The organism is Streptococcus mitis (assembly GCF_047463435.1).
Lineage (GTDB): Bacteria > Bacillota > Bacilli > Lactobacillales > Streptococcaceae > Streptococcus > Streptococcus mitis_DS.
Genome location: NZ_JASHDW010000003.1, coordinates 139,513 through 161,705, shown reverse-complemented (window position 1 = coordinate 161,705; position 22,193 = coordinate 139,513). Strand labels below are relative to the sequence as shown.

The window sequence follows — 22,193 nt, the reverse complement described above, 5'->3', positions numbered from 1 at the left end:
CATATGAATCTTTCTAATGAGTTGTTTAGTCGCTTTTCATTATAGGTCATATGGGACTTTTTTTCTACAACAAAATAGGCTCCATAAGATCCATAGGGGATTTACCCACTACAAATATTATAGAGCCATTTTATGGTTGTGCTTGTTTATTACTACTTCCAACTCTTGAGTGAAATTTCGCCACTGTTGAGCCAGATTTCTTTTCCGTTATCACATTGAACTAAAAGTTTTCCACTTTCAGAGATATCTTTAGCAAGTCCCTTGTGGTCTTTTTGATCTAGTGTGAAAGTCACTTCTTTTCCTAGAACGAATGACTGTTTTTTATATAGGTATAATAACTCATCTGCTGGCGTTTTGAAGAAAGAACGCCAGATTTCTATGATTAATTCATTTCTGGTAATAGGTGCTGGAGCTTTGAATAAACTAGCAGCTTTTTCTTTCAATTCTTGAGGGAAGTCTTTGATAGTAAAGTTGATTCCTACTCCAATAATGATATCTGTGACTAAGCCAGTTTCTACTGACGTCATTGCCTCAGTGAGGATTCCTCCAATTTTATGATTTTTGAGGTAGATATCATTGACCCATTTTATGTCGACATCTATTAAAGTTAGGTTCTTAATGGCTTTGTAGATAGCTCCTGCTACAAGTAGTGTGTAGGATGGTAATTGGTCATAGGGAAGATTTGGTTTGAGATGGAGTGTCATATAAATGCCACCTTGGGGTGAGTAGAAAGAACGTTGAAAACGGCCTCGGCCAGCTGTTTGATAGGAAGCTAGATAGAGGGTGTTTGCTTCATTTCCTAAATCAATTGCTTCTTTTGCATCGAGTTGTGTTGATCTTGTTTCGTGTTTAAAACTGATTTTAATTGGAAGATTTTGTTCTAGAAGTTCTGGAAGAATAAGATCCCCATTCACCAGTTTATAGCCTTTGTTTTTGATACTATCAATTTCAATGCCTTCTTGTTCTAAACGCTTGATGGCTTTCCAAATTGATGTTCGGGTCAGTGATAGTTCTTCTGCGATTTTTTCTCCGCTGACATAGTCGGTTTCTTTAGTTAGAATTTGGTAGACGGCTTGGTAGGATTTCATATTGTTTCCTTTCTTTAGCAATTGTAAATGATTTAAATATAGTTTGGATAGTTGGTCAAAACTTTATTATATTACTACTATTTTAACATATACCTAGTCTTTACGGTATGATTTCCTTATAGTAAATCTAGTCATTAAGTTTGAGTTTTGAAATATCAGTATTTTTGCTCCCTTTTTTACCTAGTAAACGTTTCCTTTGTTTTCAAATTGCTAAAAAAGTGGTACAATATAGGGTAGCTTACTATTATCTGAATCAACTGATTTGGAGAGAAAGGATTCGTTTTGAAATCAATAGGCTTTATTGAAAAGCTGAAAGGGTTGTCTAGTAAAGAGCTGATTTTATTGGGAATTATCCTGAGTATCTTTTTACCCTTTTATCTTTTTGTAGTTGTATTCTGTTTATATATTATCAGTTTAATTTTCACAGGAGACATGAAAAGTATTCTTCAGAAAATGGGGGAGCATCCGATGCTGCTTCTTTTTCTTGGCTATAGTACTGTTATATCCGTTTTTGCACAAAATTGGATGGGAGTTGTAGCTTCAGTAGGAATTTTTCTATTTACTATTTTCTTTTTGCATTATCAGTCGATTTTATCACATAAATTCTTTCGATTGATTTTGCAGCTCGTCTTGTTTGGTAGCGTCTTGTCAGCTGCTTTTGCGAGTTTAGAACATTTCCAAATTGTGAAGAAATTCAACTATGCTTTTCTTTCACCCAATATGCAGGTGTGGCATCAGAATCGTGCAGAAGTGACATTCTTTAACCCTAATTATTATGGAATTATTTGTTGTTTCTGTATCATGATTGCCTTCTATCTGTTTACAACGACCAAGTTGAATTGGTTGAAAGTATTCTGTGTGTTTGCAGGTTTTGTTAATCTCTTTGGTTTGAACTTTACGCAAAATCGAACTGCCTTTCCTGCTATTATCGCTGGTGCCATTATTTATCTCTTTACGACCATTAAAAACTGGAAGGCCTTTTGGCTTAGTATTGGGGTCTTTGCGATTGGCTTGAGCTTCCTCTTTTCTAGTGATTTGGGAGTTCGGATGGGAACTTTAGACTCTTCTATGGAAGAACGCATTTCTATCTGGGATGCTGGGATGGCCTTATTTAAGCAAAATCCTTTCTGGGGTGAAGGGCCATTGACCTACATGCACTCGTATCCTCGGATAAATGCTCCTTATCATGAACATGCTCATAGTCTTTATATTGATACGATTCTGAGTTACGGAGTTGTGGGGACTATTTTATTAGTTTTGTCTTCTGTTGCTCCTGTTCGCTTGATGATGGATATGAGTCAGGAGTCGGGGAAACGTCCGATTATCGGTCTTTATCTGTCTTTCCTTACAGTGGTTGCTGTACATGGAATTTTTGACTTGGCCCTCTTCTGGATTCAGTCAGGTTTCATTTTCTTACTAGTTATGTGCAGTATTCCGTTGGAGCATCGAACTTTGGTATCGGACATGACGGATTAAGTTTATAAGATTAAAATCTTCTACCTTGGGTAGGAGATTTTTTTACTGGGAAAAATTATTTCCAAATCGAAATAGTTGACAGTTAGAACGATGAGTGTTACAATTGTTTTATTCTTTTCGATATCGAAATAAATTGGAGGTGTTATGAAGGATAGTCATTTGCTAGCCCATCATATTCGTTTGTTGAATGGGCGGATTTTTCAAAAGTTACTGAGCCAAGACCCTGAAGCTCTTTATCGGAGTGAGCAGGGCAAGATTTTAGCGGTTTTATGGAATAGTGAAACTGGCTGTGCAACTGCAACAGATATTGCGCTTGCGACTGGGCTTGCGAATAATACACTGACGACGATGATTAAAAAACTAGAGGAACAAAATCTTGTAGCTATTAGTCCATGTGGAGAAGATAAGCGTAAGAAGTATTTGGTTTTAACAGAGTTGGGGCAGTCTCAGAAAGAAGTGGGGTATCGTGTCAGTCAGAAATTGGATACGATCTTTTACAAAGGATTTTCAGAGGAAGAAATTCGTCAGTTTGAAGCCTTTCAAGAAAGAATTTTGGCTAATCTGAAAGAGGAGGAAAATGAGGTTTAAAATGGAGCAAATTAGCTGTTTATAAGTAAAGACCACTTTTGACTTTGTTTTCCAACTCTTAGGACAAGGAAACTATGTGGTTAGCTATGGTCAGACTCAGATTGGTGGAGTTGCCTATGCCCAGTATGACATCTTCCGTCTAGAAAACGGGAAAATTGTGGAACATTGGGATAATAAGGAAGTCATGCCTAAGGTAGAAGACTTGACCAATAGAGGGAAGTTTTAAATTGAGGATACAGAATGATTGAATACAAAAATGTGGCGCTACGCTACACAGAAAAAGATGTCTTGAGAGATGTTAATTTACGGATTGAGAATGGCGAGTTTATGGTTTTAGTTGGTCCATCTGGATCAGGTAAGACGACCATGATCAAGATGGTCAACCGCCTCTTGGAACCGACTGATGGAAATATTTATATGGATGGCAAGCGTATCAAAGACTATGATGAGCGTGAACTTCGTCTTTCTACTGGTTATGTTTTACAGGCCATTGCTCTCTTTCCAAATCTAACGGTTGCTGAAAATATTGCCCTGATTCCTGAGATGAAGGGCTGGACTAAGGAAAAAATTGCTCAGAAAACAGAAGAGCTTTTGGCCAAGGTTGGCTTGCCAGTAGCTGAGTATGGGCATCGTTTACCTAGTGAACTATCTGGTGGGGAGCAACAGCGTGTTGGAATTGTACGGGCTATGATTGGTCAGCCTAAGATTCTCCTCATGGATGAACCTTTTTCGGCTCTTGATGCTATTTCGAGAAAACAGTTGCAGATTCTGACGAAAGAATTGCATAAAGAATTTGGGATGACAACGATTTTTGTAACCCATGATACGGATGAAGCTCTGAAATTGGCGGACCGTATTGCTGTCTTGCAGGATGGAGAGATTCGTCAGGTGGCGAATCCCGAGACGATTTTAAAAGCTCCTGCAACAGATTTTGTAGCAGACTTGTTTGGAGGTAGTGTACATGACTAATTTAATTGCAACTTTTCAGGATCGTTTTAGTGATTGGTTGACAGCTCTATCTCAACATTTGCAGTTGTCACTTTTGACCTTGTTGCTGGCCATCTTTATAGCGATTCCCTTGGCTGTTTATCTTCGATATCATGAGAAGTTAGCGGATTGGGTCTTACAGATTGCAGGGATTTTCCAGACCATCCCGTCTCTGGCCTTGTTAGGGCTCTTTATTCCCTTGATGGGAATTGGAACCTTGCCGGCTTTGACAGCTCTAGTGATTTATGCGATCTTTCCGATTTTACAAAATACCATCACTGGGCTGAAGGGAATTGACCCAAGTTTGCAAGAGGCTGGGATTGCCTTTGGGATGAGCAGATGGGAACGTCTCAAGAAGTTTGAAATTCCACTTGCTATGCCTGTTATGATGTCTGGGATTCGGACGGCAGCGGTCTTAATTATCGGTACGGCAACCTTAGCAGCCTTGATTGGGGCAGGGGGACTAGGTTCTTTTATCCTTTTGGGAATTGACCGTAATAATGCCAGTCTGATTTTGATTGGGGCCCTTTCTTCTGCAGTGCTTGCCATTGCCTTTAACTTCCTACTAAAAGTGATGGAAAAGGCAAAATTGCGGACGATTTTTTCTGGTTTTGCCTTGGTGACCATATTGCTTGGTTTGTCTTATAGTCCAGCTCTTTTGGCTCAAAAAGAGAAAGAAAACTTGGTTATTGCTGGGAAATTGGGACCGGAACCAGAAATTTTGGCCAATATGTATAAACTCCTTATTGAAGAAAATACCAGTATGACTGCGACTGTTAAACCGAATTTTGGGAAAACAAGCTTTCTTTATGAAGCTCTGAAAAAAGGCGATATTGATGTCTATCCTGAATTTACTGGTACGGTGACTGAAAGTTTGCTGCAACCATCACCTAAAGTGAGTCATGAGCCAGATCAGGTTTATCAGGTGGCGCGTGATGGTATTGCCAAACAGGATCATCTAGCCTATCTCAAACCTATGTCTTATCAAAATACCTACGCTGTAGCTGTTCCGAAAAAGATCGCTCAAGAATATGGCTTGAAGACCATTTCGGACTTGAAAAAAGTGGAAGGGCAGCTAAAGGCAGGCTTTACACTTGAGTTTAATGACCGTGAAGATGGAAATAAGGGCTTGCAGTCAATGTATGGTCTCAATCTCAATGTAGCGACCATGGAGCCAGCCCTTCGCTATCAGGCTATTCAGTCGGGCGATATTCAAATCACGGATGCCTATTCGACTGATGCGGAATTGGCACGTTACGATTTACAGGTTTTGGAAGATGACAAGCAACTCTTCCCACCTTATCAAGGGGCTCCACTAATGAAAGAAGCTCTCCTCAAGAAACATCCAGAGTTGGAAACAGTTCTCAATAAATTGGCTGGTAAAATTACTGAAAGCCAGATGAGCCAGCTCAACTACCAAGTCGGTGTTGAAGGCAAGTCAGCAGAACAAGTAGCCAAGGAGTTTCTACAAGAACAAGGTTTGTTGAAGAAATAGTTTGAAAATGTCAAACTCAACTTTGTTAAACGACCATATAGAAAACTGCTCAGACAATGTTGTCTGGGCTTTTTTGATTGTTGAAAAGATAAAAACTCAGTAGCCTAGAAATAAGGCAACTGAGCTCTACTCTGTATTCAATTTTTAGGAATGAGAAGGTCTAGATAAAATTGGACAACTTCCTGGTCTGTAAAGTCTTGCCCTCTTTTGAGCCACCAGGTCAATGTCTCGATAAAGTTGGACATGACTAAGTGTTGGAGGTAAGAAGGAGGCAGACTTGGGTGAGCTTTTTTCAACTTATCAGCTAGCACGGAATAGACATGGTGTTCTAGCTCTTTATGGAGTTGACGGAGGAAGTAGTCATTTTTGGAAAATAGTAGACTGGTGATATGGTCTTGATTTTTCTGAAAATGCAGAAAGAGGTGGGCGAGATAATCCTCGGTTGAAATGGACTCCTCTCTTTCAAAGATGTGATGAAAGAGGTGGCGGCAAAGCGCGTCCAGAAGTAGTTCCTTACTCTCATAGTGACAGTAAAAGGTGGATCGTCCCACATCTGCGAGATCAATGATATCCTGAACTGTAGTGGCTTCGTAATCCTTATCGTTTAAAAGTTGTAGAAAAGCTTGAAAGATGGCTTTTTTTGTTTTGCTGATACGGCGGTCAATCTTAGTCATATAGACACTTGAGGCAAATTGTTCAGAAATGAATAAAGCTGACGTTTTGCTTCTATCCTTTCTTTGAGTTTTAGTGGATAATGATAATGAACAAGGTATTCATAAATCTATTATAACAAAGGAATGAGAAAGATGAAGGCAAAATATACTGTTTGGGTAGCTTTTTTCTTAAATTTAAGCTATGCTATTGTTGAGTTTATCGCAGGAGGAATCTTCGGTTCAAGTGCTGTTCTTGCTGATTCTATCCATGACTTGGGAGATGCTATAGCAATCGGCATATCGGCCTTTTTAGAAACAATCTCAAATAGAGAAGAAGATAGGCAATACACCTTGGGTTACAAGCGATTTAGTCTTTTAGGGGCCCTAGTGACTGCTGTGATTCTTATCACAGGATCCATTCTAGTGATCTTGGAAAATATAACTAAACTTTTGAATCCACAGCCCGTTAATGACGAAGGCGTCCTCTGGCTAGGAATCATTGCAGTCAGTATCAATGTGCTAGCTAGTCTAGTAGTTCGTAAGGGAAAGACAAAGAACGAGTCAATTCTGAGCCTGCACTTTTTGGAAGATACTCTAGGTTGGTTGGCTGTCATTCTAATGGCGATTATCCTCCGATTTACAGATTGGTATATCCTTGATCCGCTCTTATCGCTTGTCATTTCCATCTTCATTCTAACAAAAGCTATTCCTCGATTTTGGAGCGCACTCAAGATTTTCCTGGATGCTGTGCCAGAAGGACTAGAGACAGGTGATTTGGAGAAGGATTTGGAGGCTCTGACCAATGTCAAAAGTGTCAATCAACTTAGCATTTGGTCCATGGATGGTCTAGAAAATAATGCTATTATCCATATCTGTTTAGAGGATTGGGAGGAGATGACGGAAACAAAGAATCAAGTACGTCAGCTCTTAGAAGAAAGAGGTGTGCAGAATATTACTATCGAAGTGGACACCAGTCAAAGCAATCATGCGCAACATAAGCGAAAGGTAACAGCCTTAGGGCAATCCCATGGGCATCAACACTAGAAAAAGCGGCTGAGACAAAACTCAATTTCAAGAGAAAATGAAGTAAATCTTCATACAAAAAAACGTATAGTATCAAGGGTTTTCAATGTCTGATACTATGCGCTTTTTGCTTTTAAAGACTTTTTTTCCAGTTTCTTTGGTATCATATTTGAAAGACGCTTTCCCCAACCTCTTTCTTTGATTGATGAAAAGGTATGCTAATAAGAGAACTGATAATGATAAAAAATTTTTCGATTAGACGCAAAATGCTTGACTTGGAGTCAACTCAAAATTATATAATAAGATAAGTGAGTTAGAATAGCTTAAATTCAGTGAATGAGAGGAGGTTAGTGTATGAATATTAAATCTGCTAGTGACTTGTTGGGAATTTCAGCGGATACGATTCGGTACTATGAACGGGTTGGTCTTGTGCCACCGATTACTCGAACTGCAACTGGAATTCGTGATTTTCAAGATCATGATATTGAAGCTCTGGAATTTATTAAGTGTTTTCGTTCGGCAGGTGTCTCTGTAGATAGTTTAGTTGACTATATGTCTCTCTACCAAAAGGGGGATGAAACGCGAGAGAAAAGGCTTGGTATTTTAGAAGAGGAAAAGAAAAAATTAGAGGAGCGCTTGTCTCAGTTACAGGTGGCTTTAAATCGCTTAAATCTCAAAATTAAACTTTACAAGGAAGGAAAAATTTAAATGAAATCAGCAGTATATACAAAGGCAGGTCAGGTTGGTCTTGCTACAATTGAACGTCCGCAAATTATAGACGCAGATGATGCGATTATTCGTGTAGTTCGTGCGTGCGTTTGCGGATCGGATCTATGGAGGTACCGTAATCCAGAAACGAAAGCTGGACACAAAAATAGTGGACACGAAGCGATTGGGATTGTCGAAGAAACTGGGGAATCCATTACGACGGTGAAACCAGGTGATTTTGTCATTGTCCCTTTTACTCATGGATGTGGTGAATGTGATGCCTGTCTTGCTGGCTTTGACGGTTCTTGCGATAATCATATTGGTAATAACTTGGGAGGCGATTTTCAGGCGGAATATATTCGTTTTCACTATGCAAACTGGGCGCTGGTTAAAATCCCTGGACAACCTTCTGACTACACAGAAGGTATGCTAAAGTCCCTCTTGACTCTTGCAGATGTTATGCCGACAGGCTATCATGCGGCGCGTGTTGCTAATGTTCAAAAAGGGGATAAGGTTGTGGTCATTGGTGATGGTGCTGTAGGTCAATGTGCTGTCATCGCGGCGAAGATGCGTGGTGCGTCGCAAATTATCCTCATGAGTCGTCATGAAGATCGTCAAAAGATGGCTCTGGAGTCGGGTGCGACAGCTTTTGTAGCTGAGCGAGGTCAAGAAGGTATTGCCAAGGTGCGTGAAATTCTCAGTGGCGGAGCGGACGCAGCACTTGAATGTGTTGGTACGGAGGCTGCTGTAGAACAGGCGCTAGGTGTCCTTCATAATGGAGGGCGTATGGGATTTGTAGGAGTCCCACACTATAATAATCGTGCTCTTGGTTCGACATTTATGCAAAATATCTCTGTAGCAGGTGGGGCAGCTTCTGCGACAACATATGATAAGCAATTTTTACTAAAAGCCGTCCTTGATGGTGATATCAATCCAGGCCGTGTCTTTACTTCAAGCTATAAATTAGAAGATATTGATCAAGCTTATAAAGATATGGATGAACGTAAGACCATTAAGTCTATGATTGTGATGGCCTAAAAAAGAAAATCCTAATGGAGATTTGAGACTCTCTATTAGGATTTTTTGTCATTTTTAATTTGTGGAGTTATGGCAGAGTACTCTCTCTCAATGTCAGTCTGGTTCCCAGCATGGTTAGGCTAGGGATTTTCCGACCGTGGAGTACTTCCTTATTAAGAATATCCATACCTGCTCGGCCCATTTCTTCGGTATAGACGGTGATGCTAGAGAGGGGAGGATAGACTTGCTTGGTCAGGCTAGTATCGTTAAAGGAAATAAGACTGACGCGGTCTGGCAGGTTGATTCCAGCTTCTTGGAGCGCACGGAGGGCACCGATGGCTAAACTATCGCTAGCTGCAAAAAAGGCTGGTGGGAGTTGGTCTCCCAAGTTCTGAATGGCCTCCTTCATCAAGTCATAGCCAGACTGGGCGGTAAAGCTTCCTTGAAAGACTAATTCATCATGATAGATTCCTTTTGTTTGACTGTAGTTTCTAAAATTTTCCAGTCGCTTATCCTCAATGATTTCTTCTTGGTCGGTTGTTTCTTCAAGGCCTGTTAGAATCCCGATGCGGTCCATCCCTTGGCTGAGAAAATAATCGACAACCTGTTTCATGGCAGTGTAAAAGTCTGTGATAATGCAGGTATGTCCCAGGGAAAGTGTATCGCTGTCTAGAAATACAAGAGGCTTTTGGTATTCTTCAAAGGCAGAAATCTGAGCTCGACTAAACTTTCCGATGCAGAGAATCCCAATCACTTCCTCGCTTAGGGTAAAAGGATGGTCATTAAAATAGCGCAAGATATCATAGTCCAACTCTTGGGCTCTTTTTTCAATACCCAAGCGAATCTGGTAGTAGTAAAGGTCGTCCAGTTCTCCTTGTTCACTGACCCATTGGATAATGGCAATCTTTTGCTTGGGTTTGTGGGAATCGCCTGTCTTGAGGTGCTTGGTGTAGCCCAGTTCTTCAGCAACGGTTAAAATACGGTGTCTGGTTTCTTCTGTAACAGATAGGCTCTGGTCGCGATTGAGGACGCGGGATACGGTCGCGATAGAGACAGAGGCTAGCTGTGCAATGTCTTTTAAGGTAGCCATAAATCCTCCTTCTTTAAGGTTAGTATATCATATTTTTCTGCTTTTTACTGATAGTTTAGTAAAATTTTAGTAAAAAGGATTGACCTTGGAAAATCCCTTGGATACAATAGAAGAAAACGATTACATGTTAAGGTGGCTTAACGGACAGTCAAAGGAGAATTCAAATGACACAACATCTTACTGCAGAAGCACTTCGCAAAGACTTTCTTGCTGTTTTTGATCAAGAAGCAGACCAAACTTTCTTTTCACCAGGTCGTATCAATTTGATTGGTGAACACACGGACTACAACGGTGGGCACGTTTTTCCAGCTGCTATTTCCTTGGGAACTTACGGTGCAGCTCGTAAGCGTGACGACCAAGTTTTACGTTTCTACTCAGCTAATTTTGAGGACAAGGGCATTATCGAAGTGCCTCTCGCTGACCTCAAGTTTGAAAAAGAGCACAATTGGACCAATTATCCAAAAGGGGTTCTTCATTTCTTGCAAGAAGCTGGTCATGTGATTGACAAAGGTTTTGATTTCTTTGTTTATGGGAATATCCCAAATGGTGCTGGTTTGTCTTCTTCAGCATCCTTGGAACTTTTGACAGGGGTCGTGGCAGAGCATCTCTTTGATTTAAAATTAGAGCGTCTCGATTTGGTTAAAATCGGAAAACAAACAGAAAACAACTTTATCGGAGTCAACTCTGGCATTATGGACCAGTTTGCTATCGGTATGGGTGCAGACCAACGTGCTATTTACTTAGATACTAACACTTTAGAGTATGATTTGGTACCACTTGATTTGAAGGACAATGTCGTTGTTATTATGAACACTAACAAACGCCGTGAATTGGCGGACTCTAAATACAATGAACGTCGTGCTGAGTGTGAAAAAGCGGTGGAAGAATTGCAAGTTGCCTTAGATATTCAGACCTTGGGTGAATTGGACGAGTGGGCCTTTGACCAATACAGTTATCTGATTAAAGATGAAAATCGTTTGAAACGTGCTCGCCATGCTGTGCTTGAAAACCAACGTACTCTCAAAGCCCAAGTAGCCCTTCAAGCAGGAGATTTGGAAACATTTGGTCGTTTGATGAATGCGTCACACGTTTCCCTAGAGCATGACTATGAAGTAACTGGTTTGGAATTGGATACTCTTGTTCACACAGCTTGGGATCAAGAAGGAGTTCTCGGTGCTCGGATGACAGGGGCAGGTTTTGGCGGATGTGCCATTGCCTTGGTGCAAAAAGACACTGTTGATGCCTTTAAGGAAGCTGTTGGCAAACACTACGAGGAAGTAGTTGGCTACGCTCCAAGCTTCTATATCGCTGAAGTTGCAGGTGGCACTCGCGTCCTTGACTAGTTAAAAGGAGGCTCTATAGTGACCTTAGTAGATAAATTTGTAACACACGTTATTGCTGAAAGTTCATTTGAGGAAATGGATCGAATCTACCTGACCAATCGTGTCTTGGCACGAGTGGGAGATGGTGTTTTGGAAGTTGAGACTGGTCTAGATAAATTGATTGACCTCAAAGACCAGTTGGTTGAGGAAGCCGTTCGATTAGAGACGATTGAGGATAGTCAGACTGCGCGTGAGATTCTCGGTGCTGAACTGATGAACTTGGTAACTCCTTGTCCAAGTCAGGTCAATCGTGACTTCTGGGCAACCTATGCCCAATCTCCTGAGCAAGCGATAGCGAATTTCTACCAACTCAGTCAGAAGAATGACTACATCAAACTCAAGGCTATTGCTAAAAATATCGCTTATCGTGTTCAATCTGATTACGGAGAGCTTGAAATTACCATCAACCTCTCTAAGCCTGAGAAGGATCCGAAAGAGATTGCGGCAGCCAAGTTGGTGCAAGCTAGTAATTATCCTCAGTGTCAGCTTTGTCTAGAGAATGAGGGCTACCTTGGTCGAGTTAACCACCCAGCTCGCAGCAACCACCGTATTATACGTTTTGAAATGGCTGGTCAGGAGTGGGGATTCCAGTATTCGCCCTATGCTTACTTTAATGAGCACTGTATCTTTTTAGATGGCCAGCATCGTCCCATGGTCATTAGTCGTCAGAGTTTTGAGCGTTTGTTGGCTATCGTAGAGCAGTTTCCAGGATATTTTGCTGGCTCTAATGCCGACTTGCCGATTGTGGGAGGCTCTATTCTAACTCATGATCACAATCAGGGAGGCCGTCATGTCTTTCCTATGGAATTGGCTCCCTTGCAAAAGACCTTCCGATTTGCTGGTTTTGAGCAGGTCAAGGCTGGGATTGTCAAGTGGCCTATGTCAGTGTTGCGTTTGACTTCGGATTCCAAAGAAGATTTGATCAACTTAGCTGACAAGATTTTGCAGGAATGGCGTCAGTATTCAGACCCTGCCGTGCAGATTTTGGCAGAGACAGACGGGACACCGCATCACACCATCACACCTATAGCGCGTAAGCGTGATGGACAGTTTGAGTTGGACTTAGTCTTGAGAGACAATCAGACTTCTGCAGAACATCCTGATGGCATCTATCATCCCCACAAGGATGTTCAACATATCAAGAAGGAAAATATCGGCTTGATTGAGGTCATGGGCTTAGCAATCTTGCCCCCACGTCTGAAAGAGGAAGTGGAGAAAGTCGCTAGCTATCTTGTAGGAGAAGCTGTTACAGTTGCCGACTATCATCAGGAATGGGCAGACCAACTTAAAGCTCAACATCCAGACTTAACGGATAAAGAAAAAGCCCTTGAAATCGTCAAGGACTCTGTGGGTGCTATCTTTGCGCGTGTGCTTGAGGATGCAGGAGTTTACAAGCAAACGGAACAAGGACAGGCAGCCTTTATGCGCTTTGTGGAACAGGTTGGAATTTTGCCAGACTAGGAGCTTTCTCCTTGCACAGTCCTATAAAAAGTAGTATCATAGTGTCGTTTGAAATATCAGGAGGAAACGATGAAAGATTTTCATTTTGACGCTATATCTGCCTTTGAAAATTACGAAATTGAAAAAATGAGAGATGGTCACGTTGTGGTGACGACAAAAGTAGTGGATTCGTCGCTCAACTACTATGGCAATGCACATGGTGGCTATCTCTTTACTCTCTGTGACCAGATCAGTGGTTTGGTGGTTATCTCGCTGGGGCTTGATGGAGTGACACTTCAGTCCTCTATCAACTACCTCAAAGCAGGAAAACTCGACGACGTATTGACCATTAAAGGAGAATGTGTCCATCAAGGTCGCACAACCTGTGTGGTGGATGTGGATATTACCAATCAAGAAGGCAGAAACGTCTGCAAGGCAACCTTTACCATGTTTGTCACAGGCCAGCGGTCAGAAGACAGACAGGTAAGGATATAGAGAAACAAAAAAGAGGCTTACACCTCTTTTTCTTATTTCTTTTTATGATTTAATACGGCATTGAGGACAATGGCAAGTAGGCTAGCTACGACGATTCCGTTTGAGAAAAACATTTGAAAGGCTGTCGGCATGCTGACAAAGAGATTACTGTTATTTAGACCGACACCTGCAGCGATTGAAACAGCTGCAATAAGGAAGTTATGTTCATTGTTAGCAAAGTCAACACGAGCGAGGATTTGCATCCCTTGAATCGATACAAAACCAAACATCACCAGCATGGCACCACCGAGGACAGGGCTCGGAATGATTTGAGCAAGGGCACCAAACTTAGGAAGGAGTCCAAGGAGAACCAGGAAACCAGCTGCGTAGTAGATTGGCAGGCGAGTCTTGATACCTGATAATTTAACCAAACCAACGTTTTGTGAAAATCCTGTGTAAGGGAAGGTGTTAAAGATTCCTCCGAGAAGTACGGCCAAGCCTTCTGCGCGATAACCGTTGCGCAGGCGCGTGCTGTCGATTGGGTCTTTCGTGATATCAGACAAGGCTAGATAAACACCAGTCGACTCAACCATAGACACCGTTGCGATGATACACATCATGACAATCGATGAGATTTCAAAGGTTGGCATCCCAAAGTAGAGTGGAGTTGGGACATGGACAAGTGGTGCTGCCGCAACAGGAGAGAAATCAACCAAGCCCATGCTAGCAGCAATGGCAGTTCCAACAACCAGACCAATCAAAATAGAGATAGACTTGATAAATCCTTTGGTAAAGATGTTGATCAAGAGGATAATTAGAACAGTGATAGCTGCAAGCAAGAGACTTTGACCAGTTGGCTCTGGAACGTTATTTCCCATATTTCCAATAGCGACAGGAATCAAGGTTAAACCAATCGTGGTAATAACAGATCCTGTTACGATAGATGGGAAGAGATTGGCTACTTTTGAGAAGATGCCTGAAACAAGAACTACGTAAATCCCTGATGCGATAAGGGCACCAAACATAGCGCCACTTCCATGGCTTTGCCCAATCATAATCAAGGGAGCAACGGATTGGAAGGCTACTCCTAGAACGACTGGGAGTCCAATACCAAAATATTTGTTGAGTTGGAGTTGGAGGAAGGTTGCCACTCCACACATGAAGATATCTGTGGAAATCAGGTAAGTCAACTGCTCAGCTGAATAACCAAGGGCTGTCGCAATCATGATGGGAACCAGGATAGATCCTGAGTACATGGCTAGTAAGTGCTGCAAGCCAAGAACGGCTGCTTGCGAGTGTTTTTCTTGAGTTTGCATTAGAGATCTGCCTCCTTAAATATGACTTGACCATTTTCAAAACGATCCAAACGAGCGAGTGATAGAACAGGGTAGCCTGCTTTTTCAAGCAAATCACGGCCATCTTGGAAGGATTTTTCAATCACAATACCGATAGCTTCGACTGTGGCTCCAGCTTGTTCGATGATTTGAATCAAGCCTTTAGCAGCTTGGCCATTAGCAAGGAAATCGTCGATAATCAAGACCTTGTCCTCTGGTGAGAGGAATTTTCCAGCGATAGAAACAGTGCTGGTCACTTGCTTGGTAAAGGAGTAAACTTCGGCAGTTAAGATACCTTCGTTCATAGTGATGTTTTTAGCTTTTTTAGCGAAAATCATGGGAACGTTTAAGGCTTCAGCTGTAAAAACGGCTGGAGCAATACCTGACGCTTCAATGGTTACGACCTTGGTAATGCCAGCAGCAGCGAATTTTTCCGCAAAGAGCTTTCCAATCTCTCGCATCAATTGATAGTCAACTTGGTGGGTTAAAAAGGAATCCACCTTGAGGATGTTATCACCCAAGATATGCCCATCCTTGAGGATGCGCTCTTCTAATAATTTCATAAGACCTCCTAAAGTCTAAAAGCCAATTTACTTGTTGTTTAAATGTTTCTATAGTGATCCCTTTTGCTAGTACTATATATTTGATAAAACTATTACGAGCGAAGCGAGTCTTATCAAATATTTCCCGTTGTAGTGGTATCATAGACAATAATCTTGTTATTGTCTATGACGGGATTTTTGAGACTTTTGGCTCAAAAATTAGGGATGAAATTCCGAAGGAAGTTGCTCCCGTCCGCACTAATTAAGGGAAATATTAAAAATATTCAAAAAAGACCTACTTAATCTCTAAGTAAGTCCCCAAAATAGGCATGGCGAAAACGACCATACCTTCAAGATAACTTACTTATTGTTAGGTGTTCCGGCACCTTGTAGAAACGTCGTGCCAATTCACGACATAAACAAGTAAAATGATATTCAATTTTAAATAGGCTTGAGCCAATGTTTTTATTTTACACTAAATAACTTTAGAAATCAAATGTTTTGTTAGTGTTTTGGTTTAAAAAACGAACAAACATAATAAAAATGGGCAAATTTTCAATTATAAGCTAACATTTGTACTCAATGAAAATCAAAGAGCAAAGTAGGAAGCTAGCCGCAGGCTGTACTTGAGTACGGTAAGGCGACGCTGACGTGGTTTGAATTTGATTTTCGAAGAGTATTAGAAGATTTTTTCATCATAAAAGACATATTATCAAGATTTTTCAAGACTTGACAATATGCCTTTTTCTGATTTGAAAGATTTTCTACTCGCTAAATCTTAAAAAATAGCCATCGGGATCCAAAACTGCAAATTCATGTGGATAGATATAGTGATCCTCAACACGAAACTTTCTTTTGGTTAAGGGACGATAAATAGGATAGTTTGCCTCCATCACTTTTTGATAGAGTTTTGGAACATCCTCTATGCCAAAGGAGATATTGACACCGCGCCCGAAAGGATAGGTTAGTTGGGCTAATTCTTCTGTGCTGCCTTCTTCTAGCATAAGTTGGCAGTCTTCAAGTGAGAGGAAGAGAAATTTCTCCTCTGGACGCTCGTATTCGACAGAGAATCTTAGCAGGTCGCAGTAGAAGTGGCGTGATTTTTCGATGTCAGATACTACAAATTCAGGAATGACAGCTTGATAGTCCATTCGTTTTCTCCTTAGAGTTCAATCTCCAAGACAATCGGTGTATGGTCTTGGCGAGCACCTGAATCAATCATGTCGGACTTGGTCACCTTGTCAGCAATGCGGTTACTTGTGAGCCAGTAGTCGATTCTCCAGCCTGTATTGTTGATTTTAGAAGTCTTGCTGCGCTGTGCCCACCAAGTGTAGCGTTCTGGAACATCGCCGTGAACATGACGGAAAGTATCGGTAAATCCAGTTGCCAAGAGGTTGGTAAATCCAGCACGTTCCTCGTCTGTAAATCCTGGTGAACGGCGGTTGCTAGCAGGATTTGCAAGGTCGATTTCATTGTGGGCTACGTTGTAGTCGCCGGTCGCAAGGACTGGTTTTTCTTTGTCTAGTTGAGCTAAATACTCCGCATATTTGACATCCCAGACTTGACGTTCTTCCAAGCGTTTGAGACCATCACCAGCATTTGGAGTGTAAACTTGCGTTACGAAAAATTCATCAAATTCCAAGGTGATGATGCGGCCTTCCAAGTCCATGGTAGAAGGGGCACCGATTTCTGGGAAAGTGACAGTAGGTGTAAGTTCTTTCTTATAAAGGAACATGGTTCCAGCATAGCCTTTACGAGCAGGCTCTTGGGAAGAACGCCACGTGTTTTCGTAGCCTGGGAAGAGTTCTTCTAAAATTTCCAAGTGTTTCTTTGTAGGCCCTTTGGCAGAAAGCTTGGTTTCTTGGATAGCAATAATATCAGCATTTTCAGCGACCAAGGTTTGTAGGACTTCTTGGGACAATTTGGCACGAGCTGAGTCACTAGTTAGGGCTGCATTGAGGGAATCAATATTCCATGAGATAAGTTTCATAAAGTTACCTTTTTCATTCAGATTATAGATTTTATTATACCAAAAAAAGGTCTATTTCCCCAACGTATGGCTTGAAAAATCACTCTCTTTCGTTTATAATTAAGAATGATTTTATGAAAGGGAGTGAAAATAAATGAAATTTTACTCATATGACTATGTGCTTAGCCAAATCAGTCAACAAAATGGAATCATGATTGGCTTTGGAATTGTTCTCCTAGCTATCACAGGATTTTTTGCCTTTAAGGCCTATCGAGATAAAAAGGGGACTAAGTTTCGGGAATTGGTCATGATTTTGGCCTTGACCTTAGTGGCCATGCTTTTAGTGACAATTTCAAAATACCAGACCAATCAAGCCTCTAACAATCAATTTCAAACCTCCCTTCATTTCATAGAGGTTGTTTCCAAAGACTTGGGAGTGGATAAATCAGAAGTCTATGTCAATACTTCTGCAGCCACTGATGGAGCGCTTGTCAAGGTAGGTTCAAATGTCTATCGTGCCATGAACGGGAGCCAACCAGACAAGTATCTTTTAGAGAAATTAGAATTGCATCAAACAGATGCTATTGAATTGGTGGAGGTAAACAAATGACACTCAATTATATGGAAATTTTAATCAAACTGGCCTTGGGGCTCTTCTCGCTTGTTTTTGTTATCAATGTGACAGGAAAGGGGAACCTAGCACCTAACTCTGCGACAGACCAAATTCAGAACTATGTTCTCGGTGGTATCATCGGTGGGGTGATTTACAATAGTTCTATCAGTATTCTCCAGTATGCAGTGATTTTGATGATGTGGACGATTTTGGTCTTGACCCTAAAGTGGCTCAATAACAATGTTCGTTTTGTGAAACGCTTGATTGATGGTAAACCGACTCTGCTCATCAAAAATGGGCAGATTGACCCAGAAGCCTGTCGTTCAGTTGGTTTGTCTGCGGCAGAAGTTGCTCTCAAACTTCGTAGCCAAGGGATTTTCCAGATGAAACAGGTCAAATGCGCTGTGCAGGAGCAAAATGGCCAACTCATCGTGGTCCAAATGGGGGATGAAAATCCTAAGTATCCAGTTGTGACTGACGGTGTGATCCAAGTCGATGTTTTGGAATCGATTGGTCGTAGCGAAGAGTGGTTGCTTGATAACCTCAGCAAACAAGGGCATGACAATGTAGCCAATATCTTTATCGCTGAGTATGACAAGGGTGTCGTCTCAGTCGTAACCTATGAATAAGAAAAACCTGGGGTCTTGGCCTCAGGTTTCAATTTGCAATCAGAAAGGGATTTTATGTCCATTATTCAAAAACTTTGGTGGTTTTTCAAGTTAGAAAAACGCCGTTATCTAGTCGGGATTGTGGCCCTGGTTTTGGTTTCCGTCCTCAACCTCATTCCCCCCATGGTTATGGGGCGGGTCATTGATGCTATCACATCGGGGCAATTAACCCAGCAGGACCTCCTTCTTGACCTATTTTACTTGCTTCTTGCGGCCTTTGGGATGTACTATCTGCGCTATGTTTGGCGGATGTATATCCTTGGGACTTCCTACCGTCTGGGACAGATTATGCGCTCTCGCTTATTTGAGCATTTCACAAAAATGTCTCCAGCCTTTTATCAAACCTATAGGACGGGGGACCTGATGGCACACGCAACCAATGATATCAATGCCCTAACGCGTCTAGCAGGTGGCGGTGTTATGTCAGCGGTGGATGCTTCTATCACGGCTCTGGTGACCTTGCTGACCATGCTCTTTAGCATTTCGTGGCAGATGACCTTGGTTGCCATTCTTCCCCTGCCTTTCATGGCTTATGCGACCAGTCGTCTAGGGAGAAAGACCCACAAGGCTTTTGGCGAATCCCAAGCTGCCTTTTCCGAACTCAATAACAAGGTGCAGGAGTCTGTATCAGGTATCAAAGTGACAAAGTCCTTCGGTTATCAGTCGGATGAGCTTAAGTCCTTTCAGGAGGTCAATGAATTGACCTTCCAAAAGAACCTCCAAACCATGAAATACGATAGTCTATTTGATCCCATGGTTCTCTTGTTTGTTGGTTCATCCTATGTGTTAACCCTTTTGGTCGGCTCCTTGATGGTTCAGAAAGGGCAGATTACGGTTGGAAATCTGGTTACCTTTATCAGCTACTTGGATATGCTGGTTTGGCCTCTTATGGCTATTGGTTTCCTCTTTAATATTACTCAGCGAGGCAAGGTTTCCTACCAGCGGATTGAGGAACTGTTGTCTCAAAAATCACCTGTACGAGATCCTGAGTTTCCTTTAGATGGCATTGAAAATGGGCGCTTGGAGTACAATATTGATAGTTTTGCCTTTGAAGATGATGAAACATTGACGGATATTCACTTTAGTTTGGAAAAAGGGCAAACATTGGGCTTGGTTGGGCAGACAGGTTCTGGTAAAACGTCCTTGATCAAACTCCTCTTGCGTGAATACGATGTGGATAAGGAAGCTATTTATCTGAATGGCCACGATATTCGTGACTACCGTCTGACAGACCTTCGTAGTCTTATGGGCTATGTCCCTCAGGACCAGTTTCTCTTTGCGAGCTCTATCTTAGACAATATCCGCTTTGGGAATCCTGATTTACCACTTTCAGCAGTCGAGGAAGCGACTAAGCTAGCCCAAGTTTACCAAGATATCGTAGCCATGCCTCAGGGCTTTGATACGTTGATTGGTGAAAAAGGAGTCAGTCTTTCTGGTGGTCAAAAGCAGCGTCTGGCCATGAGTCGGGCTATGATTTTAGACCCTGATATCTTGATTTTAGATGATTCCTTGTCGGCCGTGGATGCCAAGACAGAGTATGCGATTATTGACAATCTAAAGGAAACGCGCAAGGACAAGACAACCATTATCACAGCGCATCGCCTCAGTGCAGTTGTTCATGCAGATCTGATCTTGGTTCTGCAAAATGGTCAAATTATCGAACGAGGCAGGCACGAAGACTTGCTAGCTATGGATGGCTGGTATGCCCAAACCTACCAGTCTCAGCAGTTAGAAATGAAAGGAGAAGAAGATGCAGAATAAACAAGAACAATGGGTTGTATTGAAGCGCTTGATGTCCTATCTCAAGCCTTATGGACTCCTGACCTTTTTGGCACTCAGCTTTCTCCTAGCGACGACGGTCATTAAAAGCGTCATTCCCCTTGTGGCCTCCCACTTTATCGATCAGTATCTCAGAAATCTCAACCAACTCGCTGTGATCGTTTTGCTGGCCTACTATGGCCTTTATATCCTACAAACTCTGGTCCAGTATGTCGGCAATCTTCTCTTTGCGCGCGTGTCTTACAGTATTGTTAGAGATATTCGTCGAGATGCCTTTGCCAATATGGAAAAGCTGGGTATGTCTTATTTTGACAAGACGCCAGCAGGATCTATCGTCTCTCGTTTGACAAATGACACCGAGACTATTAGTGATATGTTTTCGGGGATATTATCCAGCTTTATCTCAGCAGTTTTCATCTTTCTGACAACCCTTTATACCATGTTGGTGTTGGATTTTCGTTTGACAGCTTTGGTCTTGCTCTTTCTCCCCTTGATTTTCATTTTGGTCAATCTCTATCGGAAAAAATCAGTGAAAATCATTGAGAAAACCAGAAGTCTCTTGTCAGATATCAATAGCAAGCTGGCTGAAAACATCGAGGGAATCAGAATAATCCAGGCCTTTAATCAAGAGAAGCGCCTACAGTCAGAGTTTGATGAAATCAACCAAGAACACTTGGTCTATGCCAACCGTTCTGTAGCCTTGGATGCCCTCTTTTTGCGCCCTGCCATGAGTTTGTTGAAACTCCTAGGATATGCAGTTTTAATGGCCTATTTTGGCTATCGTGGCCTTTATCTGGGAATAACTGCCGGGACTATGTATGCCTTTATCCAGTACATCAACCGCCTTTTTGACCCCTTGATTGAAGTAACGCAAAACTTTTCAACCCTTCAAACTTCCATGGTTTCTGCAGGCCGTGTCTTTGCCCTGATAGACGAGAGGACCTATGAACCCCTTCAAGAAAATGGGCAGGACGAGATCAAAGAAGGCAATATCCGTTTTGAACATGTATGTTTCTCTTATGATGGAAAACATCCGATTCTGGATGACATTTCTTTCTCTGTTAATAAGGGTGAAACCATAGCTTTTGTAGGGCATACAGGTTCTGGGAAATCTTCGATTATTAATGTCCTCATGCGCTTTTATGAATTTCAGTCAGGGCGAGTTCTCTTGGATGATGTGGATATCAGGAACTACAGTCAGGAAGAGTTGAGAAAAAACATCGGTCTGGTCTTGCAGGATCCCTTCCTCTATCATGGGACCATTAAGTCCAATATCGCCATGTACCAAAATATTAGTGATGAGCAGGTACAGGCTGCAGCTAGCTTCGTAGATGCAGATTCCTTTATTCAAGAACTTCCTCAGGGTTATGACGCCCCTGTTTCTGAGCGTGGCTCCAGTTTTTCAACAGGGCAGCGCCAGCTTCTAGCCTTTGCTAGAACAGTCGCCAGTCAGCCTAAAATCCTGATTTTGGATGAAGCGACAGCCAATATTGACTCTGAAACAGAAAGTTTGGTTCAAGCTTCACTGGCGAAGATGAGACAGGGACGGACAACCATTGCCATTGCCCACCGTCTTTCTACTATCCAAGACGCCAACTGTATTTATGTTTTGGACAAAGGGCGAATTATTGAGAGTGGAAGCCATGAGGAACTCTTGGCTCTGGGAGGAACCTATCACAAGATGTATAGTTTGCAGGCAGGGGCCATGGCCTAATACTCTTTGAAAATCTATTCAAGTCAGGTCAGCTTTATCTGCAACCTCAAAGCTGTACTTTGATTTTCATTGAGTGTAAGAAGGAAATCCTTCAAATTACAGATTTCTTTCACCGCCTTTTCCATTTTGTGGTATAATGAAAAATGTTGATAA

Annotated in this window: 21 protein-coding genes, 1 pseudogene and 1 riboswitch; of the genes and pseudogenes, 15 read left to right on the top strand and 7 right to left on the bottom strand. The window is 41.8% G+C overall.

The genetic code is table 11. The annotated features are described in order from the left end of the window. Positions 1-152: 152 nt before the first annotated feature. Positions 153-1,088: a bifunctional biotin--[acetyl-CoA-carboxylase] ligase/biotin operon repressor BirA gene (birA, locus tag QM843_RS03090; RefSeq protein ID WP_414304484.1), complete on the bottom strand. Its 936-nt coding sequence runs from the start codon at positions 1,086-1,088 to the stop codon at positions 153-155. A gap of 282 nt (positions 1,089-1,370) precedes the next feature. Between birA and QM843_RS03085 the strand changes: the two genes are divergently transcribed. The 5 genes and pseudogenes from QM843_RS03085 to QM843_RS03065 all read left to right on the top strand — a co-directional run bounded on the left by QM843_RS03085 (position 1,371) and on the right by QM843_RS03065 (position 5,634). Further along, complete coding sequence (locus QM843_RS03085; protein ID WP_049543419.1) at positions 1,371-2,564, top strand: O-antigen ligase family protein; 1,194 nt, start codon at positions 1,371-1,373, stop codon at positions 2,562-2,564. Between the two features lie 144 nt (positions 2,565-2,708). After that, positions 2,709-3,152, top strand: coding sequence for a MarR family winged helix-turn-helix transcriptional regulator (locus QM843_RS03080; protein ID WP_414304483.1), 444 nt, complete (start codon positions 2,709-2,711; stop codon positions 3,150-3,152). Between the two features lie 34 nt (positions 3,153-3,186). Beyond that, positions 3,187-3,378, top strand: a pseudogene (locus tag QM843_RS03075) (nuclear transport factor 2 family protein); the annotation flags it as partial. Positions 3,379-3,392: 14 nt separating this feature from the next. After that, the gene (locus QM843_RS03070; protein WP_004259046.1) at positions 3,393-4,121 is read left to right on the top strand and encodes an ATP-binding cassette domain-containing protein; all 729 of its coding nucleotides are present in this window, start codon (positions 3,393-3,395) and stop codon (positions 4,119-4,121) included. After that, positions 4,114-5,634 (top strand): ABC transporter permease/substrate-binding protein, encoded by a 1,521-nt coding sequence (locus QM843_RS03065; protein ID WP_414304482.1) that lies wholly within the window; start codon positions 4,114-4,116, stop codon positions 5,632-5,634. The genes QM843_RS03070 and QM843_RS03065 overlap by 8 nt, the downstream gene beginning before the upstream one ends. A 137-nt stretch (positions 5,635-5,771) precedes the next feature. Here QM843_RS03065 and QM843_RS03060 read toward each other — a convergent pair whose 3' ends face one another. Further along, positions 5,772-6,308, bottom strand: a complete 537-nt coding sequence (locus tag QM843_RS03060) for a TetR/AcrR family transcriptional regulator (protein ID WP_414304481.1) — start codon at positions 6,306-6,308, stop codon at positions 5,772-5,774. A 132-nt stretch (positions 6,309-6,440) separates the two neighbouring features. Here QM843_RS03060 and QM843_RS03055 point away from each other — a divergent pair, with 132 nt between their 5' ends. The 3 genes from QM843_RS03055 (at position 6,441) to QM843_RS03045 (ending at position 9,056) form a co-directional block, all read left to right on the top strand. Continuing rightward, positions 6,441-7,331, top strand: coding sequence for a cation diffusion facilitator family transporter (locus tag QM843_RS03055; RefSeq protein WP_000645152.1), 891 nt, complete (start codon positions 6,441-6,443; stop codon positions 7,329-7,331). A 333-nt stretch (positions 7,332-7,664) separates the two neighbouring features. After that, positions 7,665-8,018 carry a stress response transcriptional regulator NmlR gene (nmlR, locus tag QM843_RS03050; protein ID WP_001022624.1) on the top strand — a complete coding sequence of 118 codons (354 nt, stop codon included), beginning with the start codon at positions 7,665-7,667 and terminating at the stop codon, positions 8,016-8,018. Further along, a complete protein-coding gene (locus QM843_RS03045; protein WP_004259103.1) occupies positions 8,019-9,056 on the top strand; it encodes a zinc-binding dehydrogenase in 1,038 nt (345 codons plus the stop codon). It begins immediately after the preceding gene. Positions 9,057-9,123: 67 nt separating this feature from the next. Here the strand turns inward: QM843_RS03045 and galR are convergent, their stop codons facing one another. Then, positions 9,124-10,125, bottom strand: a complete 1,002-nt coding sequence (galR, locus tag QM843_RS03040) for a DNA-binding transcriptional regulator GalR (RefSeq protein WP_000212485.1) — start codon at positions 10,123-10,125, stop codon at positions 9,124-9,126. A 164-nt stretch (positions 10,126-10,289) separates the two neighbouring features. On the opposite strand from galR, the gene QM843_RS03035 reads away from it, so the two are divergent. The 3 genes from QM843_RS03035 to QM843_RS03025 all read left to right on the top strand — a co-directional run bounded on the left by QM843_RS03035 (position 10,290) and on the right by QM843_RS03025 (position 13,442). Next, on the top strand, positions 10,290-11,468 hold the full coding sequence (locus QM843_RS03035; protein WP_049499320.1) for a galactokinase: 1,179 nt from the start codon (positions 10,290-10,292) through the stop codon (positions 11,466-11,468). 18 nt (positions 11,469-11,486) lie between these two features. Continuing rightward, positions 11,487-12,968, top strand: a complete 1,482-nt coding sequence (locus QM843_RS03030) for a UDP-glucose--hexose-1-phosphate uridylyltransferase (RefSeq protein ID WP_084954414.1) — start codon at positions 11,487-11,489, stop codon at positions 12,966-12,968. Between the two features lie 69 nt (positions 12,969-13,037). Then, the gene (locus QM843_RS03025) at positions 13,038-13,442 is read left to right on the top strand and encodes a PaaI family thioesterase (RefSeq protein WP_000651198.1); all 405 of its coding nucleotides are present in this window, start codon (positions 13,038-13,040) and stop codon (positions 13,440-13,442) included. A gap of 32 nt (positions 13,443-13,474) precedes the next feature. Here the strand turns inward: QM843_RS03025 and QM843_RS03020 are convergent, their stop codons facing one another. From QM843_RS03020 to QM843_RS03005, 4 genes are all read right to left on the bottom strand, one after another. Further along, positions 13,475-14,737, bottom strand: a complete 1,263-nt coding sequence (locus QM843_RS03020; RefSeq protein ID WP_001194477.1) for a nucleobase:cation symporter-2 family protein — start codon at positions 14,735-14,737, stop codon at positions 13,475-13,477. Further along, positions 14,737-15,318: a xanthine phosphoribosyltransferase gene (locus QM843_RS03015; protein ID WP_414304480.1), complete on the bottom strand. Its 582-nt coding sequence runs from the start codon at positions 15,316-15,318 to the stop codon at positions 14,737-14,739. The genes QM843_RS03020 and QM843_RS03015 overlap by 1 nt, the downstream gene beginning before the upstream one ends. A gap of 326 nt (positions 15,319-15,644) precedes the next feature. Next, positions 15,645-15,740, bottom strand: a riboswitch (purine riboswitch). 321 nt (positions 15,741-16,061) lie between these two features. After that, positions 16,062-16,448: a bleomycin resistance protein gene (locus tag QM843_RS03010; RefSeq protein ID WP_414304479.1), complete on the bottom strand. Its 387-nt coding sequence runs from the start codon at positions 16,446-16,448 to the stop codon at positions 16,062-16,064. An 11-nt stretch (positions 16,449-16,459) separates the two neighbouring features. Then, positions 16,460-17,287 carry an exodeoxyribonuclease III gene (locus QM843_RS03005; protein ID WP_414304478.1) on the bottom strand — a complete coding sequence of 276 codons (828 nt, stop codon included), beginning with the start codon at positions 17,285-17,287 and terminating at the stop codon, positions 16,460-16,462. Positions 17,288-17,420: 133 nt separating this feature from the next. On the opposite strand from QM843_RS03005, the gene QM843_RS03000 reads away from it, so the two are divergent. The 4 genes from QM843_RS03000 to QM843_RS02985 are packed head-to-tail and all read left to right on the top strand — an operon-like array spanning position 17,421 to position 22,040. Beyond that, on the top strand, positions 17,421-17,876 hold the full coding sequence (locus QM843_RS03000) for a DUF3290 family protein (protein ID WP_020900359.1): 456 nt from the start codon (positions 17,421-17,423) through the stop codon (positions 17,874-17,876). Beyond that, positions 17,873-18,508, top strand: a complete 636-nt coding sequence (locus QM843_RS02995) for a DUF421 domain-containing protein (protein WP_084856080.1) — start codon at positions 17,873-17,875, stop codon at positions 18,506-18,508. The genes QM843_RS03000 and QM843_RS02995 overlap by 4 nt, the downstream gene beginning before the upstream one ends. A 54-nt stretch (positions 18,509-18,562) precedes the next feature. Then, positions 18,563-20,308 carry an ABC transporter ATP-binding protein gene (locus QM843_RS02990; RefSeq protein ID WP_414304477.1) on the top strand — a complete coding sequence of 582 codons (1,746 nt, stop codon included), beginning with the start codon at positions 18,563-18,565 and terminating at the stop codon, positions 20,306-20,308. Further along, a complete protein-coding gene (locus QM843_RS02985; RefSeq protein ID WP_414304476.1) occupies positions 20,298-22,040 on the top strand; it encodes an ABC transporter ATP-binding protein in 1,743 nt (580 codons plus the stop codon). The genes QM843_RS02990 and QM843_RS02985 overlap by 11 nt, the downstream gene beginning before the upstream one ends. The last annotated feature ends 153 nt before the right edge of the window (positions 22,041-22,193 follow it).